This window comes from Natronoglycomyces albus (assembly GCF_016925535.1).
GTDB lineage: Bacteria > Actinomycetota > Actinomycetes > Mycobacteriales > Micromonosporaceae > Natronoglycomyces > Natronoglycomyces albus.
On sequence record NZ_CP070496.1, the window covers coordinates 1,146,197 to 1,160,395 of the forward strand.

General features: G+C 63.0%; 14 protein-coding genes. 10 read left to right on the forward strand and 4 right to left on the reverse strand.

The features are described 5' to 3' along the window. Positions 1-21 precede the first annotated feature (21 nt). From JQS30_RS04855 to JQS30_RS04870, 4 genes are all read right to left on the reverse strand, one after another. A complete protein-coding gene (locus JQS30_RS04855) occupies positions 22-723 on the reverse strand; it encodes an ABC transporter ATP-binding protein (protein WP_213172249.1) in 702 nt (233 codons plus the stop codon). Beyond that, the gene (locus JQS30_RS04860; protein WP_213172250.1) at positions 720-1,313 is read right to left on the reverse strand and encodes a PadR family transcriptional regulator; all 594 of its coding nucleotides are present in this window, start codon (positions 1,311-1,313) and stop codon (positions 720-722) included. Before JQS30_RS04860 ends, JQS30_RS04855 begins: the two co-directional genes overlap by 4 nt. Positions 1,314-1,598: 285 nt before the next feature. Continuing rightward, positions 1,599-2,009, reverse strand: a complete 411-nt coding sequence (locus JQS30_RS04865) for a DUF4439 domain-containing protein (RefSeq protein ID WP_213172251.1) — start codon at positions 2,007-2,009, stop codon at positions 1,599-1,601. Continuing rightward, the gene (locus JQS30_RS04870; protein ID WP_213172252.1) at positions 2,006-2,470 is read right to left on the reverse strand and encodes a hypothetical protein; all 465 of its coding nucleotides are present in this window, start codon (positions 2,468-2,470) and stop codon (positions 2,006-2,008) included. Before JQS30_RS04870 ends, JQS30_RS04865 begins: the two co-directional genes overlap by 4 nt. A gap of 84 nt (positions 2,471-2,554) precedes the next feature. Between JQS30_RS04870 and rimP the strand changes: the two genes are divergently transcribed. From rimP to truB, 10 genes are all read left to right on the forward strand, one after another. Continuing rightward, on the forward strand, positions 2,555-3,040 hold the full coding sequence (rimP, locus tag JQS30_RS04875) for a ribosome maturation factor RimP (protein WP_213172253.1): 486 nt from the start codon (positions 2,555-2,557) through the stop codon (positions 3,038-3,040). A gap of 48 nt (positions 3,041-3,088) precedes the next feature. Next, positions 3,089-4,096 carry a transcription termination factor NusA gene (gene nusA / locus JQS30_RS04880; RefSeq protein WP_213172254.1) on the forward strand — a complete coding sequence of 336 codons (1,008 nt, stop codon included), beginning with the start codon at positions 3,089-3,091 and terminating at the stop codon, positions 4,094-4,096. Between the two features lie 101 nt (positions 4,097-4,197). Continuing rightward, positions 4,198-4,524: a YlxR family protein gene (locus tag JQS30_RS17645; RefSeq protein WP_343076180.1), complete on the forward strand. Its 327-nt coding sequence runs from the start codon at positions 4,198-4,200 to the stop codon at positions 4,522-4,524. Positions 4,525-4,635: 111 nt separating this feature from the next. Further along, a complete protein-coding gene (gene infB, locus JQS30_RS04890) occupies positions 4,636-7,683 on the forward strand; it encodes a translation initiation factor IF-2 (protein ID WP_246498063.1) in 3,048 nt (1,015 codons plus the stop codon). A 214-nt stretch (positions 7,684-7,897) separates the two neighbouring features. Continuing rightward, positions 7,898-9,352, forward strand: coding sequence for a DUF7782 domain-containing protein (locus tag JQS30_RS04895; RefSeq protein ID WP_213172256.1), 1,455 nt, complete (start codon positions 7,898-7,900; stop codon positions 9,350-9,352). Between the two features lie 242 nt (positions 9,353-9,594). Next, a complete protein-coding gene (locus JQS30_RS04900) occupies positions 9,595-10,977 on the forward strand; it encodes a phosphatase PAP2 family protein (RefSeq protein ID WP_213172257.1) in 1,383 nt (460 codons plus the stop codon). Positions 10,978-11,044: 67 nt separating this feature from the next. Further along, complete coding sequence (locus JQS30_RS04905) at positions 11,045-11,344, forward strand: DUF503 domain-containing protein (protein WP_213172258.1); 300 nt, start codon at positions 11,045-11,047, stop codon at positions 11,342-11,344. 13 nt (positions 11,345-11,357) lie between these two features. After that, positions 11,358-11,807, forward strand: a complete 450-nt coding sequence (gene rbfA / locus JQS30_RS04910; RefSeq protein ID WP_213172259.1) for a 30S ribosome-binding factor RbfA — start codon at positions 11,358-11,360, stop codon at positions 11,805-11,807. Further along, the gene (locus JQS30_RS04915; protein WP_213172260.1) at positions 11,804-13,138 is read left to right on the forward strand and encodes an MATE family efflux transporter; all 1,335 of its coding nucleotides are present in this window, start codon (positions 11,804-11,806) and stop codon (positions 13,136-13,138) included. The genes rbfA and JQS30_RS04915 overlap by 4 nt, the downstream gene beginning before the upstream one ends. A gap of 35 nt (positions 13,139-13,173) precedes the next feature. Next, positions 13,174-14,097 carry a tRNA pseudouridine(55) synthase TruB gene (gene truB, locus JQS30_RS04920; protein WP_246498065.1) on the forward strand — a complete coding sequence of 308 codons (924 nt, stop codon included), beginning with the start codon at positions 13,174-13,176 and terminating at the stop codon, positions 14,095-14,097. The last annotated feature ends 102 nt before the right edge of the window (positions 14,098-14,199 follow it).

The following is a 14,199-nucleotide window of genomic DNA, read 5'->3' on the forward strand; positions in this document are numbered from 1 at the left end:
GTGAATGTGGGGCCTCTCTGCCTAGGCCCGCGCCACGAGGGGGGCGGAGGAGTCGACTTGGCTACCGTCGCGCAGGAACACGATGCGGTCGGCCCATCCGGCGTGGCGGGCGTCGTGGGTGACCATCAGTCCGGCCGCTCCTTGATCGCAGCGGGAGCGCAGCAGCTTGAGCACCTCTTCGCCAGCGACGCTGTCTAGCGCCCCGGTTGGTTCATCGGCGAGGATGAGTCGGCGTCGTCCGACGAAGGCCCGGGCGATGGCGCAGCGTTGTTGTTGTCCGCCAGAGACTTGGTTGGGAAAGCGATCAACCAGATCGCCAATGTTGACTTCCTCCAGCGCCTGGAGTGCCGCCTTGCGGGATTTGCGAACACTGGTTCCATCCAATTCCAGCGGTAGGGAGGCATTCTCTCCCAGCGTGAGGGAGTCAATGAGGTTGAAGTCTTGGAAGACGTATCCGATCGAGTGGCGTCGAAGTGCCGATAGTCGGCGTCGGGAAAGCGCCTGCAAGTTTTGCCCTTCCACAAGCACCTCACCGGAGGTGGGGGAGTCGAGTCCGCCCGCCAGGTTGAGCAATGTGGATTTGCCGGAACCGGATGGCCCCATGACGGCCACGAGTTCGCCGGGGTGAATGTCCAAGTCGAGGTCGACCAGGGCGGCGGTGGCCGCGTCACCGGTGCCATGCACGCGGCTGACGCCACGTAGCTGGAGGACGGTTTCGGTCATGATGTGCTCTTTTCTGCGACGGTGGGTTCGGAAGGGGTGGATTCGCCGTCTTCTAGGTCCAATGGCGATGTTTGGTGGGGTGGGTTGCGCCTCAGCGCAGTCTCGGTGTGGTCTAGCCAGCGCACTTCGGCTTCGGCCTTGAAGATCATGGCGTCGAGGATCAACGTCCAGGCGGTGTCGTCGTGGCCAGCCGCAAATTTCATCCGGGTGTATTCCTGCAAAGTGCGCAACGTGGACGATCGTTGTGCCTGGATGACCGCTGGGATGTTGACTCCCGGTGTGCATAGTGCCAACGCGACTTTGATGGTCAGTTCGTCGCGGGGCCGCTGGTCGGCGACAACGGGTGAGTTGAACCAGGCGTTAACGGTGGCGCGGCCTTTTTCGGTGATGGTGTAGGGCTGTTGGCCCTTTTCGCTCTCGGGTAGGGCTTCGACGAGTCCGTCACGTTCGAGCCGTGACAGGGTGCTGTAGACCTGTCCGATGTTGAGTGGCCAGGTTGATCCGGTGCTCTTTTCGAAGGCGGACCGGAGTTGGTAGCCGTATGCTGGCCCGTGCTCCAAGAGGGCGAGCAGCCCGTGTTTGATGCTCATATGTGAACTCCACGTCGGTCGGTGACCTTGAGCCTGTCTCTTGTAAGTGCCCGCGCCGCTGGGCTGTTCGCTTGCTGCGGTGTGGGCTTACCTGAGGTGGGCTGTTTGAGCTCGCGTGGATGGTGATGGGACGCGAGGCTCATCGGTAGATACGTAGTATGCCATACCGAGTATGGTCATGGATACCGAGTATCCATTCTTGCGTCGCCGCATGTCACAGGGCTGGTCTTGGTCAGGGCATAAAAATGGCGGGGCAGGCACGTGCGCCCATCCCGCCGTGGTGAACTACGGTCTTCCGGGCCACGGCTGGGTCGGAATCTCCCCTGCGGCCACTCTCCATCGCACGAGCGTCGAAGCGGCGGCGCACAGCATTTCCACGCATATCTTTCGCTGGTCGACCTCGTCGGTGTGCACCACCGAACGCCATGCTGTGGCCACGGCCTCTTCTGTGGCCATCAGCGCGGCCACCGCGTCGGTGCCGTCCTGAGCCTGGTCCAGTTCATAGGCCGGCTGAGGGGTCGGTGGCTGAGCATCATTTTCGGCAAACCACACCAACAGACGATCGCGTCGCTGTCGATGCTGCTCCTCGATCGCTTCGGCCATGTCCGCGGTAGGGCCGCCCAAGTAGTGGGAGTATGCCCCATAGGCATAGATGGCCGCGTACTCGGCGTTGAGGCCGACTTCCATTGCGTTCATGACAACAACCTCAGGTGTCCAAAGCGGCAGGCGGCAATTTCGGCTACGACGGTGGCCAGATCACCCTCGACCGCGAGGCAATCCTCGACAGCGGCCTCGACCGCGACCGAGGTAGCCTCTCTGAAGGAGTCCACGTCGACTGGGACATCCTCCTCAGCGACTTCGAGCGTGTCGTCAACCACCGCTGGGCGGGTGAGTCGTTCCAGTGTCTCGATATGGGCCGCATGGTCGTCAATGATGAACTGCCAGGTCTCGGCGTCGAGCTCTCCCTCTTCTCGCAAGTGAAGCGCGACGGCATGGAGGTGCCGGGCATGGCGCAAGGTGGAGGCTAGGTTGGCATTGGGCTCGGCGGGGTCGGGCTCGGTGTCGGTGCATCCGGTGAGGGCAGTCGCCCCGGCGGCCCCGATTCCTATGACGGAGGCGGCGGTAAGCAACTGGCGTCTGCTGGCGAAGAAATCCACGTGCCTATATTTCCAGGTGCACTTTCGCGTTTATGTTGGGGACATTAGGCTCAATTGTGAGCAAAAAATATCAAGGGGGTGCGGGTGAGTCAACCACATGAAGACGATGTAAAGGCCGTGGTAACGCCAGTTGTGGAGCAGGCAGGCTTCGATCTGGAAGAGCTGACGGTCATTAAGGCGGGGCGCAGGCTACTGGTGCGGGTGCTCATCGACGGGGACGGCGGAGTCACGCTAGACGACATCGCCGAAGTCTCGCGGGAGGCCTCCAAGGCACTAGACGCCGGAGAGAACACCGGTGGCCTGTTTGCCGAGGCGTCATATACTCTGGAAGTTTCCTCCCCTGGGGTGGATCGACCGCTGACGCTCCCGCGTCACTGGCGGCGTAACATTGGCCGCTTGGTGGAAGTTTCCCTAGGCGGCGACAAAGTTCAGGGACGTATTGTGGCCGCCGACGAGCGGGGGATCGAGTTGGAAGTCGCCGGGCGCGTGCGCGCTGCGACCTTTGCCGAGCTGGGGGCTGGCAAAGTCCACATCGAAATGCAAAAGTCGGCTAAGGCTAATAAATCCTGAGGCCGTCCGTCTCAGAGACTTAAAAATAAAAAGCTATAAGGAGTACAGGTGCACATTGACCTGGCGGCGCTTCGTTCGCTTGAGAGCGAAAAGGACATTCCTTTCGAGACTATTCTCGGCGCTATCGAATCGGCATTGTTGACCGCCTACCGACACACTCAAGGTGCCGTTCACCATGCGCGCGTGGTAGTGGACCGTGACAGCGGAACCGCCACTGTCTTCGCGCAAGAATTTGATGATGAAGGAAATGTGGTGCGCGAGCGTGACGACACCCCCGAGGGGTTCGGCCGCATTGCCACCACGACGGCGCGCCAAGTGATCTTGCAGCGGTTGCGCGAAGCTTCCGACGAGGTCACATACGGCGAATATTCTGGAAAAGAAGGCGACATCGTCACCGGTGAGGTGCAGGCGCACGGTTCCCGCTCCGAACAGGGCATTGTGACGATCGACCTGGGCAAGATCGAAGCTAGCCTGCCTGCCAATGAGCAGGTTCCCGGCGAGAGCTACGAGCACGGTAAGCGAATTCGCACCGTGATTGTGCAAGTCAACCGCACCTCGCGCGGTCCGCAGGTTACTTTGTCCCGTACTCACCCCACTTTGGTCAAGAAACTCTTTGCCATGGAGGTTCCCGAGATCGCCGACGGCACTGTCGAGATCGCGGCAATCGCACGTGAGGCTGGTCACCGTTCTAAGATTGCGGTCCGCGCCACAGTCGAGGACGTGAACGCCAAAGGTGCCTGCATTGGGCCCATGGGTTCGCGGGTGCGTGCGGTGATGAGCGAGTTGGGTGGCGAGAAGATCGACATCGTCGATTGGGACGCCGACCCGGCGAAGTTCGTGGCCAATGCCCTCTCACCGGCCAAAACAGTGTCGGTCGAGGTCGTGGACGAAGAAACACGGTCCTCTCGAGTGACGGTTCCCGACTATCAGTTGTCACTGGCGATCGGGCGCGAGGGGCAGAATGCCCGTTTGGCGGCCCGTTTGACCGGTTGGCGTATTGACATCAAGTCCGACTCCGGTGGCGTGGAAGCTCCTGCTCCCGCCGCCTCGAAATAGCCCAAAAGGTATCCGCGGCCCGGCTTTGCCGGGCCGCCCTTGGGTGAAAAATAGCAATAGAGGTAAACTAACCAGTGGTTCGCAACGTAGCGGTGACTCGCATGTGTGTGGGTTGCCGTCAGCGCTCGGCAGTGAATGAGTTGCTGCGTGTTGTCGCCGCCCACGGCCCCTACGGGGCTGCGCAGCAGCATCCTGGAGGAGCTGGGCATCATCTTGTTCCTGATCCGTCCCGTCAGCGAAGCGGGAGGGGCGCCCATGTGCATCGAAACCGTGACTGCCTTGATAAGGCAGTTTCCCGGCGTGCCTTTGGGCGGGCTTTGCGTCTGAGTGGCCCTCTTGACGACACTGCCGTAAAGAACTATGTGGAATCGCATCAGGTTTCACACGACATCGATGGGGTTGGGCATACGCCCGACTCCCGCGACTGAATTGCAGGTAGACCAAATGAGCTCACGATGAAGTCCGCACAATGACCAGGCTTCTAGTGGAAAATTGAGGCTGGCGGGGTAGGCCCGCGCAGCCTCGAAGTGAGGAGTGCAGTGGCAGCCAAGCCCCGCGTACACGAACTTGCCAAAGAACTAGGCACGACGTCGAAAGTCGTACTTAGCACCTTGAAAGACATGGGCGAGTTTGTGAAGTCAGCGTCGAGCACGGTCGAAGCACCGGTAGCGAGGCGACTCCGTGAGGAGTTCGTATCTCTCTCCGGCGGCGCGAGTGCCGACGACAAGTCGTCTCATGACGCATCCGAGGCGGCAAAGCCCGCCCCGGCGAAAAAGTCCGCCAAAAAGGCGGCAAAGAAGTCGGCCGCGAAGCCGTCACCGGGCAAATCTGCCTCGGAGACTGACGCTGTAGCCGACGCCGTTTCCGGCAGCGAGTCCGCCCAGAGCACCACCTCGGGCGACGATGTCGCCCAGGAGGCACCCGCTGCTAGCGAGGCCAAAAAGTCCGCTCCCAGCCCCGCGAACTTCGCCAAGGGTAAGACCTCGGACAAGGCCGCACCGGTTCCGGCAAAGCCCGCCAAGAAAACGGCGAAGAAGGCCGCTGCGAAAGCGGCTCCGAAACCGGGCCCCAAGCCCGCTCCAGTAAAGGTGCCCTCGGCTCGCGACATCGAAGTCGCCGCTGAACAAAAGCGGGCCGAAGAACTTAAGAAGCAACAGCAACAGGCCGCGTCGCGCAAGCCCGAAGAGGGCAGTGCGAAGGCGGCCCCGGTCCGGCCGGGCCCACGTCCGGCCTCGCCGAAGCCCGGCCCGCGTGGCGGCAACAATCCTTACGGCATCACTCCGGGTGGCCGTGAGGAGAACCGTCGCGGTGGATCTGGAACGAAGCCGCGTCCGGCTTCCAGCGGCGGTGAGCGTCCCGGTGGGCCGCGTCCATCGCCCGCCAGTATGCCCCCTCGCCCCAGCCCGTCGATGATGCCGACGCGCCCCGCCGGTGGTGGCGGCGCAGGTCGGGGTCGCGACTCCGGTGGCGGTGCGGCCCGAGGCCGTGGCGGCCGTGGTCGGGGTGGACCCGGCGGCGGTTCCGGCGGTTCCAACTACCGAGGCAACTACCGCACCGGTGCCGGTGGCCCAGGTGGCGCAGCAGGTGGCGGCACTGGCGCCCCAGCTTCCTCACCAGCTCCCTACCGTGGCGGTGGACGACCTGGTGGAAAGGCCCGTGGCGGCGGCACGGCTGGAGCGTTCGGTCGTTCTGGCGGCCCGCGAGCCAAGAGCCGTAAGTCACGTCGTCAGCGTCGCCAAGAGTTCGACAATCTGTCGGCTCCGAAGATGTCTTCAGGCGCTCCGCAGGGCAGTGGCCAAGAAGTGAAACTGCCGCGTGGTGCTTCGCTATCGGACTTCGCCGACAAGATCGACACCATGCCAGGTGCGCTCGTACAGGAGATGTTCACGCTCGGAGAGATGGTCACGGCCACTCAGTCGTGTCCCGATGAGCTGCTCGAACTTCTAGGCGAACACCTGAACTACACGGTGAAGGTTGTCAGTCCGGAAGAAGAGGACAAGAAGCTCCTCGCTCAGTTCGGCATCGACCTGGAAGAGAACGAGGGCGAGCAGGAATCGCGTCCGCCAGTGGTCACCGTCATGGGTCACGTCGACCACGGTAAGACGAAACTGCTGGACGCAATCCGCCACACGAACATCGTGGACGGTGAAGCCGGTGGCATTACCCAGCACATTGGGGCCTATCAGGTTCACGTCGAACACGCTGGCACCGACCGGGCTGTCACGTTTATTGACACCCCAGGTCACGAAGCGTTCACCGCTATGCGTGCCCGTGGTGCCAACGTCACCGACATTGTGGTCTTGGTGGTGGCCGCCAACGACGGCGTCATGCCGCAGACGATCGAGGCGCTTAACCACGCCAAGGCCGCTGGGGCTCCCGTCGTGGTCGCGGTCAACAAGACCGACCTACCCGAGGCCAACCCGGACAAGGTGCGCCAACAGCTCACCGAGTACGGACTGGTGGCTGAGGAGTACGGTGGCGAAACGATGTTCGTCAACGTGGCCGCGAAGCCGCGTATCGGTATCGACAACCTGCTCGAAGCGATCATTTTGACCAATGACGCCGCGCTGGACCTCAAGGCTCCCGTCAAGGGCAACGCCCAGGGTGTGGCGATCGAAGCGCACCTGGACCGTGGCCGGGGACCTGTGGCCAGCGTGCTGGTGCAAAAGGGCACGTTGCGCGTCGGTGACTCCATCGTCGCCGGTGGAGCTCACGGTCGTGTCCGTGCCATGCTCGATGAGTCGGGTAACCGGATCAAGGAGGCGACCCCGTCGCGTCCGGTCCAGGTGCAGGGTCTGACTGCCGTACCAAGCGCCGGGGACGTGTTCCTCGCCGCCGATGACGACCGTACGGTGCGTCAGATCGCCGAGCAGCGCCAAGCGCGTCGCCGGGCCGCTCAACAGGCGGCTCGTGCGGGACGTACGACGCTCGAGAACTTCATGGACAAGATCGCCGAAGGCAAGCGGGCCAACCTGTCGCTCATCATCAAGGGTGATGGCGCCGGTTCGGTCGAGGCTTTGGAAGAGGCGCTCACTGGCCTGGAGATTCCCGACGAGGTTCAGCTGCGGGTCATCCACCGTGGCGTCGGTGCGATCACCGAGAACGATGTCAACTTGGCGTCGGCTTCGTCTGACGACACCGCGACCATCATCGGGTTCAACGTGCGGGCCGAAGGGCGCGTACGAGACTTGGCCGAACGCGAGAACGTCGACATCCGCTACTACACCGTCATCTACCGGGCGATCGAGGAGATCGAAGCTGCCATCAAGGGCATGCTCAAGCCCGAGTACGAAGAGGCGGAGCTGGGGTCCGCGGAGATCCGCGAGGTCTTCCGCTCCTCCAAGCTGGGAAACATCTCCGGTTGTATGGTCACCTCCGGTGTCCTCAAGCGCAACGCCAAGGCGCGCTTGCTGCGTGACGGAAACGTTGTCGCCGAGACCGAGATTTCCAGCCTGCGCCGGTTCAAGGACGACGCGGTCGAAGTTCGCGAGGGCTTCGAGTGTGGTTTGACCTTGAAGAACTACAACAACGTGGAAGTCGGCGACATCGTCGAGGTCTACGAGATGCGCGAGAAACCGCGCGACTAGATTGACCGCGGCGCTTGCCTAGGCTCGACGCCGTGTTGCGGGGGCGTTCCTCATCGGGAGCGCCCCCGCAGCCGTCCCTCGTCTGGTGATATCACCGGGCGAGGGACAATACTTTGAGTACGGACAGTCCCACCCTTGTGAGAAGGGGCCGCCCGCCGGTGGCCTATTGCCGTCTCGATTTACCGTTGGCGCGATCGAGAAATCTGGAGTAGACATGCTCAACACCGACGAGATCAACCAGCTACGCGAAGCGTGGCGACTATCGGGCTATGACCGATATGGGCAGATCTCGGCCTATGGTGGTCGGGCGTTGACAGCGGCATCCCGTCGTGACTACCGCGAACTGCTTGACCTGGTGGAGAACGATGCTCTTGGCGTATGGACCACGCTGTTCACGATGGGCCTTCAAGTGCCGCGCCATGAAGCCCAGGCGGCATTGCATCCGCTTCCACTGGCGGTGGCGTTGCGGTCCGGTTTGCTGGTGGAAGGCTCTGAGGACGTGGTTCGCGCCGGATGGGGCCTCCAGTTCGATCCGGCTAACCGGGCGGTGTTTTCCGACCAGCTGCCGCAAATGAGTGGTGTGCGACGCACCGATCACGTCTTGGGGCTGGGCGGGGCGACCAAACTTCTGGGCGATATCACCTTGCGCCGCGAAGTCCCGACCGCGTTGGAGATAGGAACCGGGTGCGGCGTACACGCGCTATCGCTTCCTTCCCACGTGGGCCGGGTCACGGCCACAGACCTCAACCCGCGAGCATTGGACTTCGCACGGATCAACGCGGGTGTGAACGAAATCGAGCTGGAATTGTTGCAAGGCGACATGTTCGAGCCAGTCTCCGAGCGCCAATTCGACTTGATCACCGCGAACCCGCCATTTGTCATCGCGACCCCAGGCCAGGGGTGGACCTACCGCGACGCGGGCCGGGAGGGCGACTCCCTGGGCGCGGAGCTGGCCGCCGCCGCGAGATCGAAACTGCGACCAGGCGGAGTCATGCAGTTCTTGGCCAACTGGCTGGAGATCAAGGGGGAACGCTCGGAAGACCGAGTGGCCGCCTGGTTTCCCTCCGAAGGGGTGCGAGTATGGGCGGTGGAACGTGAACAGCTCGACCCGCTGGATTACGTGCGCAATTGGCAGCGCGATAGCGGTGACCAAGCCGATCCGCATGAGACGGCGCAATGGTTGAACTGGTTTTCCGAGCGCAAGGTCGAGGGGATCGGGTTCGGGTTCGTCACGGTTGAGGCCATTGAGGGGCCCAGCGACATCGTGTGTGACGGGGTGAGCCATACGGTTGCCTACCCGTGGTCGGACCGGATCGAGGAGCGGTTGGTTCAGCGTCGGGTTCTCTCGACGATGGACCCAGAGACCTTCTTGGAGGCCAAGCTGTCGCTAGCCGACAGCGTGTCGCTGAATCAGGAGGCTGATCAAGGGCCAGACGGCTGGGAGGTGAAGCGGCAATGGCTGAAATCCCTCCAGGGATTGCGCTACGCCGACGAGATTGACCAGCTGATGGTGACGTTGCTGGCCTCATGCAATGGCCAGGTGCCGTTGCGTTTGCAAATCGAGCTACTGGCTCAGACGTTCGACGGGGAGCCGGGGGTTGTCTACGCGGGCCTGTATCCGGAGATTAGGCGGCTGATTGACCGAGGATACGTCTTGGTCGACAGCTGAGAACATCCTGTCGAGCCTGACCGTGGGCAGTGAGCCCACAGCACCGTAGCCGATGAGCGCCACATCGCGCCGATCTGGCCGGGGACCGCCGTCGTTCTCGCGAACCAGACCGAGCCGTCGACACCGCTCGGGGAGGCAATCACCTGTGGTGTTCTGGTGCGTTTGATGGTCAAAGAAGCCCGTTGAGTCCGATTCGTGACCCCGCGCCGAACACATTGGCTATTCACCTAGTGTTAAACATTGTGCAAGTTCCTGAGATTTCCACTGACTGGTACCTGAGAGTTGTCAACTTCGTCGAAGGCTGGCCGGGCTGGCTACAGACCATCTTCGAGCATGGCACTGACGCAGGACTGGTAGTCTTCGCCGTTCTCTTCCTCCTAGGCTGGTGGCACGCCCGCAGCCGTCATGACTTCCGCATGGCCCTGGCGCTGGCCGCGCCGGTGGGCACCGTGGCCGCCTACCTGGTAAGCAACTCTCTCAAAGATGTCATCGAGCAGCAACGACCGTGCCAGCTCATGCCTGATGTCACGATCATCGCCACCTGTCAGGAAGCGGGTAGCTGGGCATTTCCGTCCAACCACGCCACCGTGGTAGCCGCGGCGGCAGCGGCCATCATCGTCGTGATGCCGCGCATCTGGGTCATCGTCGTGGCCGTTCCCGTCGCCGCTACGATGGCGGCCTCGCGCGTCATAGTCGGCGTCCACTACCCTCACGACATCATTGTCGGGATGATTGTTGGAACCATCGTCGCTCCGCTGGTGACTCTGCTGCTGGCCTGGATGTTCGCTCGACTGATCGGTGCGATGCGTCGAACGGCGTTCTTCGCGTTCTTCCTGGGCAAGGGTCCGGATGACGCAGCGGAGGAGGTCAATGGCGCTACCGGTGGCACGCAACGGCTCGGTGACGACACCATGATGCTGAGCAAGGTCCGAGATGAGGTGCCGCCGCCCCCGCTTGGCAATAGTGCTCCGCAGCCGGGGAACGACCCGGCAGCGGCCTCACAGCATCCTCCAGCCGGCACCTCCCACCCTCAGCCGAGCGGGTACCACGGACCCGAGGCGGGGTCTGCTCCTCAGCCCTCTGGTCCGGCAGCTGAGGGACCCACCGACCCGCACAGCGGCTATCGGCCCCCGGAAACGCCACGGGCAACCGACTTTGGCCAGCCCCCATCAGGCCCCTACCAATTCGGGGCTGGGAACCACAGCGACCAAAATCGCCGCGAGCCCACTTTCGGCAACCCGCAATCGAGGCAAAGCCACAGCGGACACATTCACGGCCACGGACGACCCGAGGCTCCAACCATGGACTCACCACCGCCCTCCACTGGTCATCCGCCCGAACCGCGACAGCGCCACAGCGCCCAACAGCAGCCGCCTCAGCACCGGGCGCAGCCAGCAGGGGAAAACACCAACCCTCGCGCCGCTTCGTCGCGTCCTGCCGCCGAGGGCATACCCTCGGCGGGAAAACGGCCGCCCAACTCCGGGCTTCCCACCGTCGGACACCGGCCGCCACCACCAAATACGCCCCGTGAGGAGCCACCGCCGCCCGAACCTGGCCAACAACGGGCCCGACGGCCGCAACAGGTGCGCCCCGAGGACCATCCCAATTACAAACATTGGGACTAGCCGCCCGGTCGGACGACAGCACCGAAACCAATTTGGCACCCCGCGCGCACGCCCGTAACATAAAGCGGTGTTTTGCGGAACTCTCGAATGCGACCTGATGCTTCCTTCCGACGCCCGGTCGCTGAAAGCCAAACGTTCATACGTCCGACCAATCATCGCCTCACTGCGAAAGTACGACGTGGCCGTAGCGGAAGTCGGCCATTTGGCTCGACACGGACGAACGGCGATCGGCGTGGCTGCCGTCGCCGCCGACCACCAGCATGTCAGTGAACTGCTCGACTCATGTGAACATCACCTCACTGGCCGCCCGGAAGTGGAAATATTGTCCGTCAAACGACGCATCATTGGACCAGAAGACTTCGAATAGCAAAGGCCACATCATGACCGACGACGCCAAAGTAGCCAAGGTAGCTGAGCGGGTAAAAGAGCTCACCGCCTCCGCGATCCGCAAACTGAAAGACCCGCGGGCCGGAATGATCACCGTGACTGACGCACGCATCACTCACGATTTGCGCGAAGCGACGATCTTCTACACCGTCTTGGGCTCCGACCAAGAGGTCAAGGATTCCGCGGCCGCGCTCAAGAGCGCCACCGGTCACCTGCGAACCCAGGTCGGCAGGGCCCTTGGCATGCGCCATACGCCCTCGTTGACGTTCCAAGCCGATACGGTTCCCGAGCAGGCCGACCGCATCGAGAAACTTCTCGCCGAAGCGGCCGAGCGTGACGCCCAGGTCCACGACCTAGCCGCCGATGCCACCTACGCCGGTGAGGCCGACCCGTACCGCAAAGACGAGGACGACGAAGAAGACGAGGACCCGACGCAACGGTGACCCTCACCCCCCAACCGCCGACGGTCCGCTCCAGCGCCGCCAGCTTCACTCAGATAACCGCGCTGGCCTTGCCAGCCCTGGTGGTGTTGGCGGCCGAGCCGATCTTCTTGCTGATCGACACGGCGGTCGTGGGGCACTTGGGCGCTGTTCCGTTGGCCGCTTTGGCCATCGGGGCGATCATGCTCGCCGTGGCCGGTTGGGTTGGGGCGGTCCTCGCCTACGGCACGACTGCCCGCGCCGCCCGCAAATTCGGCTCGGGTGACCGGGCTGCCGCAGTCGCCGAGGGTGTTCAAGGCACCTGGTTGGCGCTGGGGGCCAGCTTCATTCTCTTCGCCATCGTTCAAGCCGCTGCCGGACCGATCGCCTCGGCGTTCACCGGTGACCCCGAGGTGGCCCAAGCGGCTGCCCTATGGATGCGCATCGCGGCCTTCGGCCTCCCCTCACTGCTGTTGATCTCAGCTGGTCAGGGTTGGATGCGTGGGGTACAGGACACGAAGACGCCCATGCGTTTCGTCCTCATCGCCTTCCTGGTCGCCGCAATTCTCACCCCAACTTTGGTCTATCCGGTGGGCCTGGGCCTACCGGGCTCGGCGATCGCCAATGTTGTCGCACAGACCATCGCGGGAGTGCTGTTCCTGCGGGCCCTAAGGCGCGAGAACGTCAACCTGCGACCGCAGGTGTGGTTGTTGCGCAAGCAACTCATCGCCAATCGGGATCTGCTGGTGCGAGGGCTCGCCATGCAGGCATGTTTCCTCTCGGCGGCGGCAGTGGCCGGGCACGTCTCCACCGCGTCCTTGGCCGCACACCAAATCGGTTTGCAGCTGTGGATGTTCGCCTCGCTCGCCCTAGACGCCGTGGCCATCGCCGGCCAAGCCCTTATCGGGGCCCAATTGGGCGCCCGCAGTCGCAATGGGGCCATCGCGACCGCGAAAAAACTGACCTGGATTGGCCTCGCCTACGGCGGCATTTTCCTCGCGCTCATGCTGGCTCTATCACCGGTGTTGCCATACGCTTTTTCGTCCGACCCGGCCGTTTGGGTCCAAATGAATCACATTTTCCTGTGGATGATCGTTCTCATGCCCGTGGCGGGGGTTGTCTTCGCGTTGGACGGAGTCCTCATCGGAGCTGGCGACCTCGCGTTCATGCGCAATATGACGGTGGCGGCCGCTGTGTTCGGCTGGCTGCCCTTCACCTGGGCCACCCCAGCCTTCGGATGGGGCCTGTTTGGGATTTGGGCTGGGCTGGCGGCTTTCATGGTCATCCGGCTGGTGTTGATACTCCTGCGCCTGCGCGGCGGACACTGGGCCGTAGTCGGAGCCCAACGGGCTTGATCAGCCAGCGCGGCGACGGTTTAGGCTCAACGACTGTGACTAACGAGCAGCACGGATTCATCATCGTCGACAAGCCGCAGGACATTACTTCTCACGGCGTCGTGGCCCGGATGCGGGGGATCGCCCGCACCCGCAAGGTAGGCCACGGAGGGACCCTTGACCCGATGGCCACAGGAGTTCTCGTCATCGCCGTGGGTAAGGCCACCAAACTGCTGACGTACGTATCTGGCCTCGATAAGAGCTACTCCGCCACCGTGCGGCTTGGTCAATCGACCGTAACCGACGACGCCGAGGGCGACGTCATCGCCAGTTCCGCGACTGACCACCTCACCGCAGCCGATATCGAAGCTGCCTTTGCCCCTTTGCGCGGGCACATCCAGCAGCGCCCCAGTGCGGTGAGCGCCATCAAGATTAATGGGGAACGCGCCTACAAGCGGGTCCGCGATGGTGAGGACGTGGAGTTGCCAGCACGGCCGGTGACGATCTCTAGGCTGGATATCACCGACATCAGGCGTGGAGAATTCGTCGAGATTGACATCACCGTCGATTGTTCCAGCGGTACCTATATCCGCGCGATCGCCCGCGACGCCGGTGAAGCGCTCGGTGTCGGTGGACATCTGCGGGCGTTGCGCCGTACCAGCGTTGGCGGTTTTGGCCTCGATGAGGCGTTCACGCTGGAGACTTTGCAGGAGCGAAAAGACGCGGGGGAGCCGGTCCCCTTGACTGACATGGGTACCAGCGCGGGACGGCTGATGGAGACGTTTGTGGTGGGGGAGGACGAGGCGAGGAAGCTGTCGTTCGGTCAGTCACCGCCGTGGCGTGGTTCTGCACGCACCGACGAGGAGTCGGTCCTGATGGGGGCGGCGCTCAACGAGTCAGGTGAATTGCTGGCTGTGGTGTCCGAAGTCGATGGTAGGGCCAAGCCAGCCGTTGTATTTAAGGCCCACGGTTCGGCCTGAGGAGGCCGCTGCCGCCCGCCGCCGCCTGTTCCCTGGTGGAATAAGCCAGGTGCCGGCATCGTTGCACCAAGGCGAACCACCCTCAGAAACCAGAAATGAGAT

What these genes read in the sequence shown, in the direction of transcription:
- JQS30_RS04855 (WP_213172249.1), bottom strand. Translation starts at nt 723, where the DNA reads ATGACCGAAACCGTCCTCCAGCTACGTGGCGTCAGCCGCGTGCATGGC.
- rbfA (WP_213172259.1), top strand. Translation starts at nt 11,358, where the DNA reads ATGACCGACGACGCCAAAGTAGCCAAGGTAGCTGAGCGGGTAAAAGAG.
- JQS30_RS04895 (WP_213172256.1), top strand. Translation starts at nt 7,898, where the DNA reads ATGCTCAACACCGACGAGATCAACCAGCTACGCGAAGCGTGGCGACTA.
- JQS30_RS04860 (WP_213172250.1), bottom strand. Translation starts at nt 1,313, where the DNA reads ATGAGCATCAAACACGGGCTGCTCGCCCTCTTGGAGCACGGGCCAGCA.
- JQS30_RS04865 (WP_213172251.1), bottom strand. Translation starts at nt 2,009, where the DNA reads ATGAACGCAATGGAAGTCGGCCTCAACGCCGAGTACGCGGCCATCTAT.
- JQS30_RS17645 (WP_343076180.1), top strand. Translation starts at nt 4,198, where the DNA reads ATGTGTGTGGGTTGCCGTCAGCGCTCGGCAGTGAATGAGTTGCTGCGT.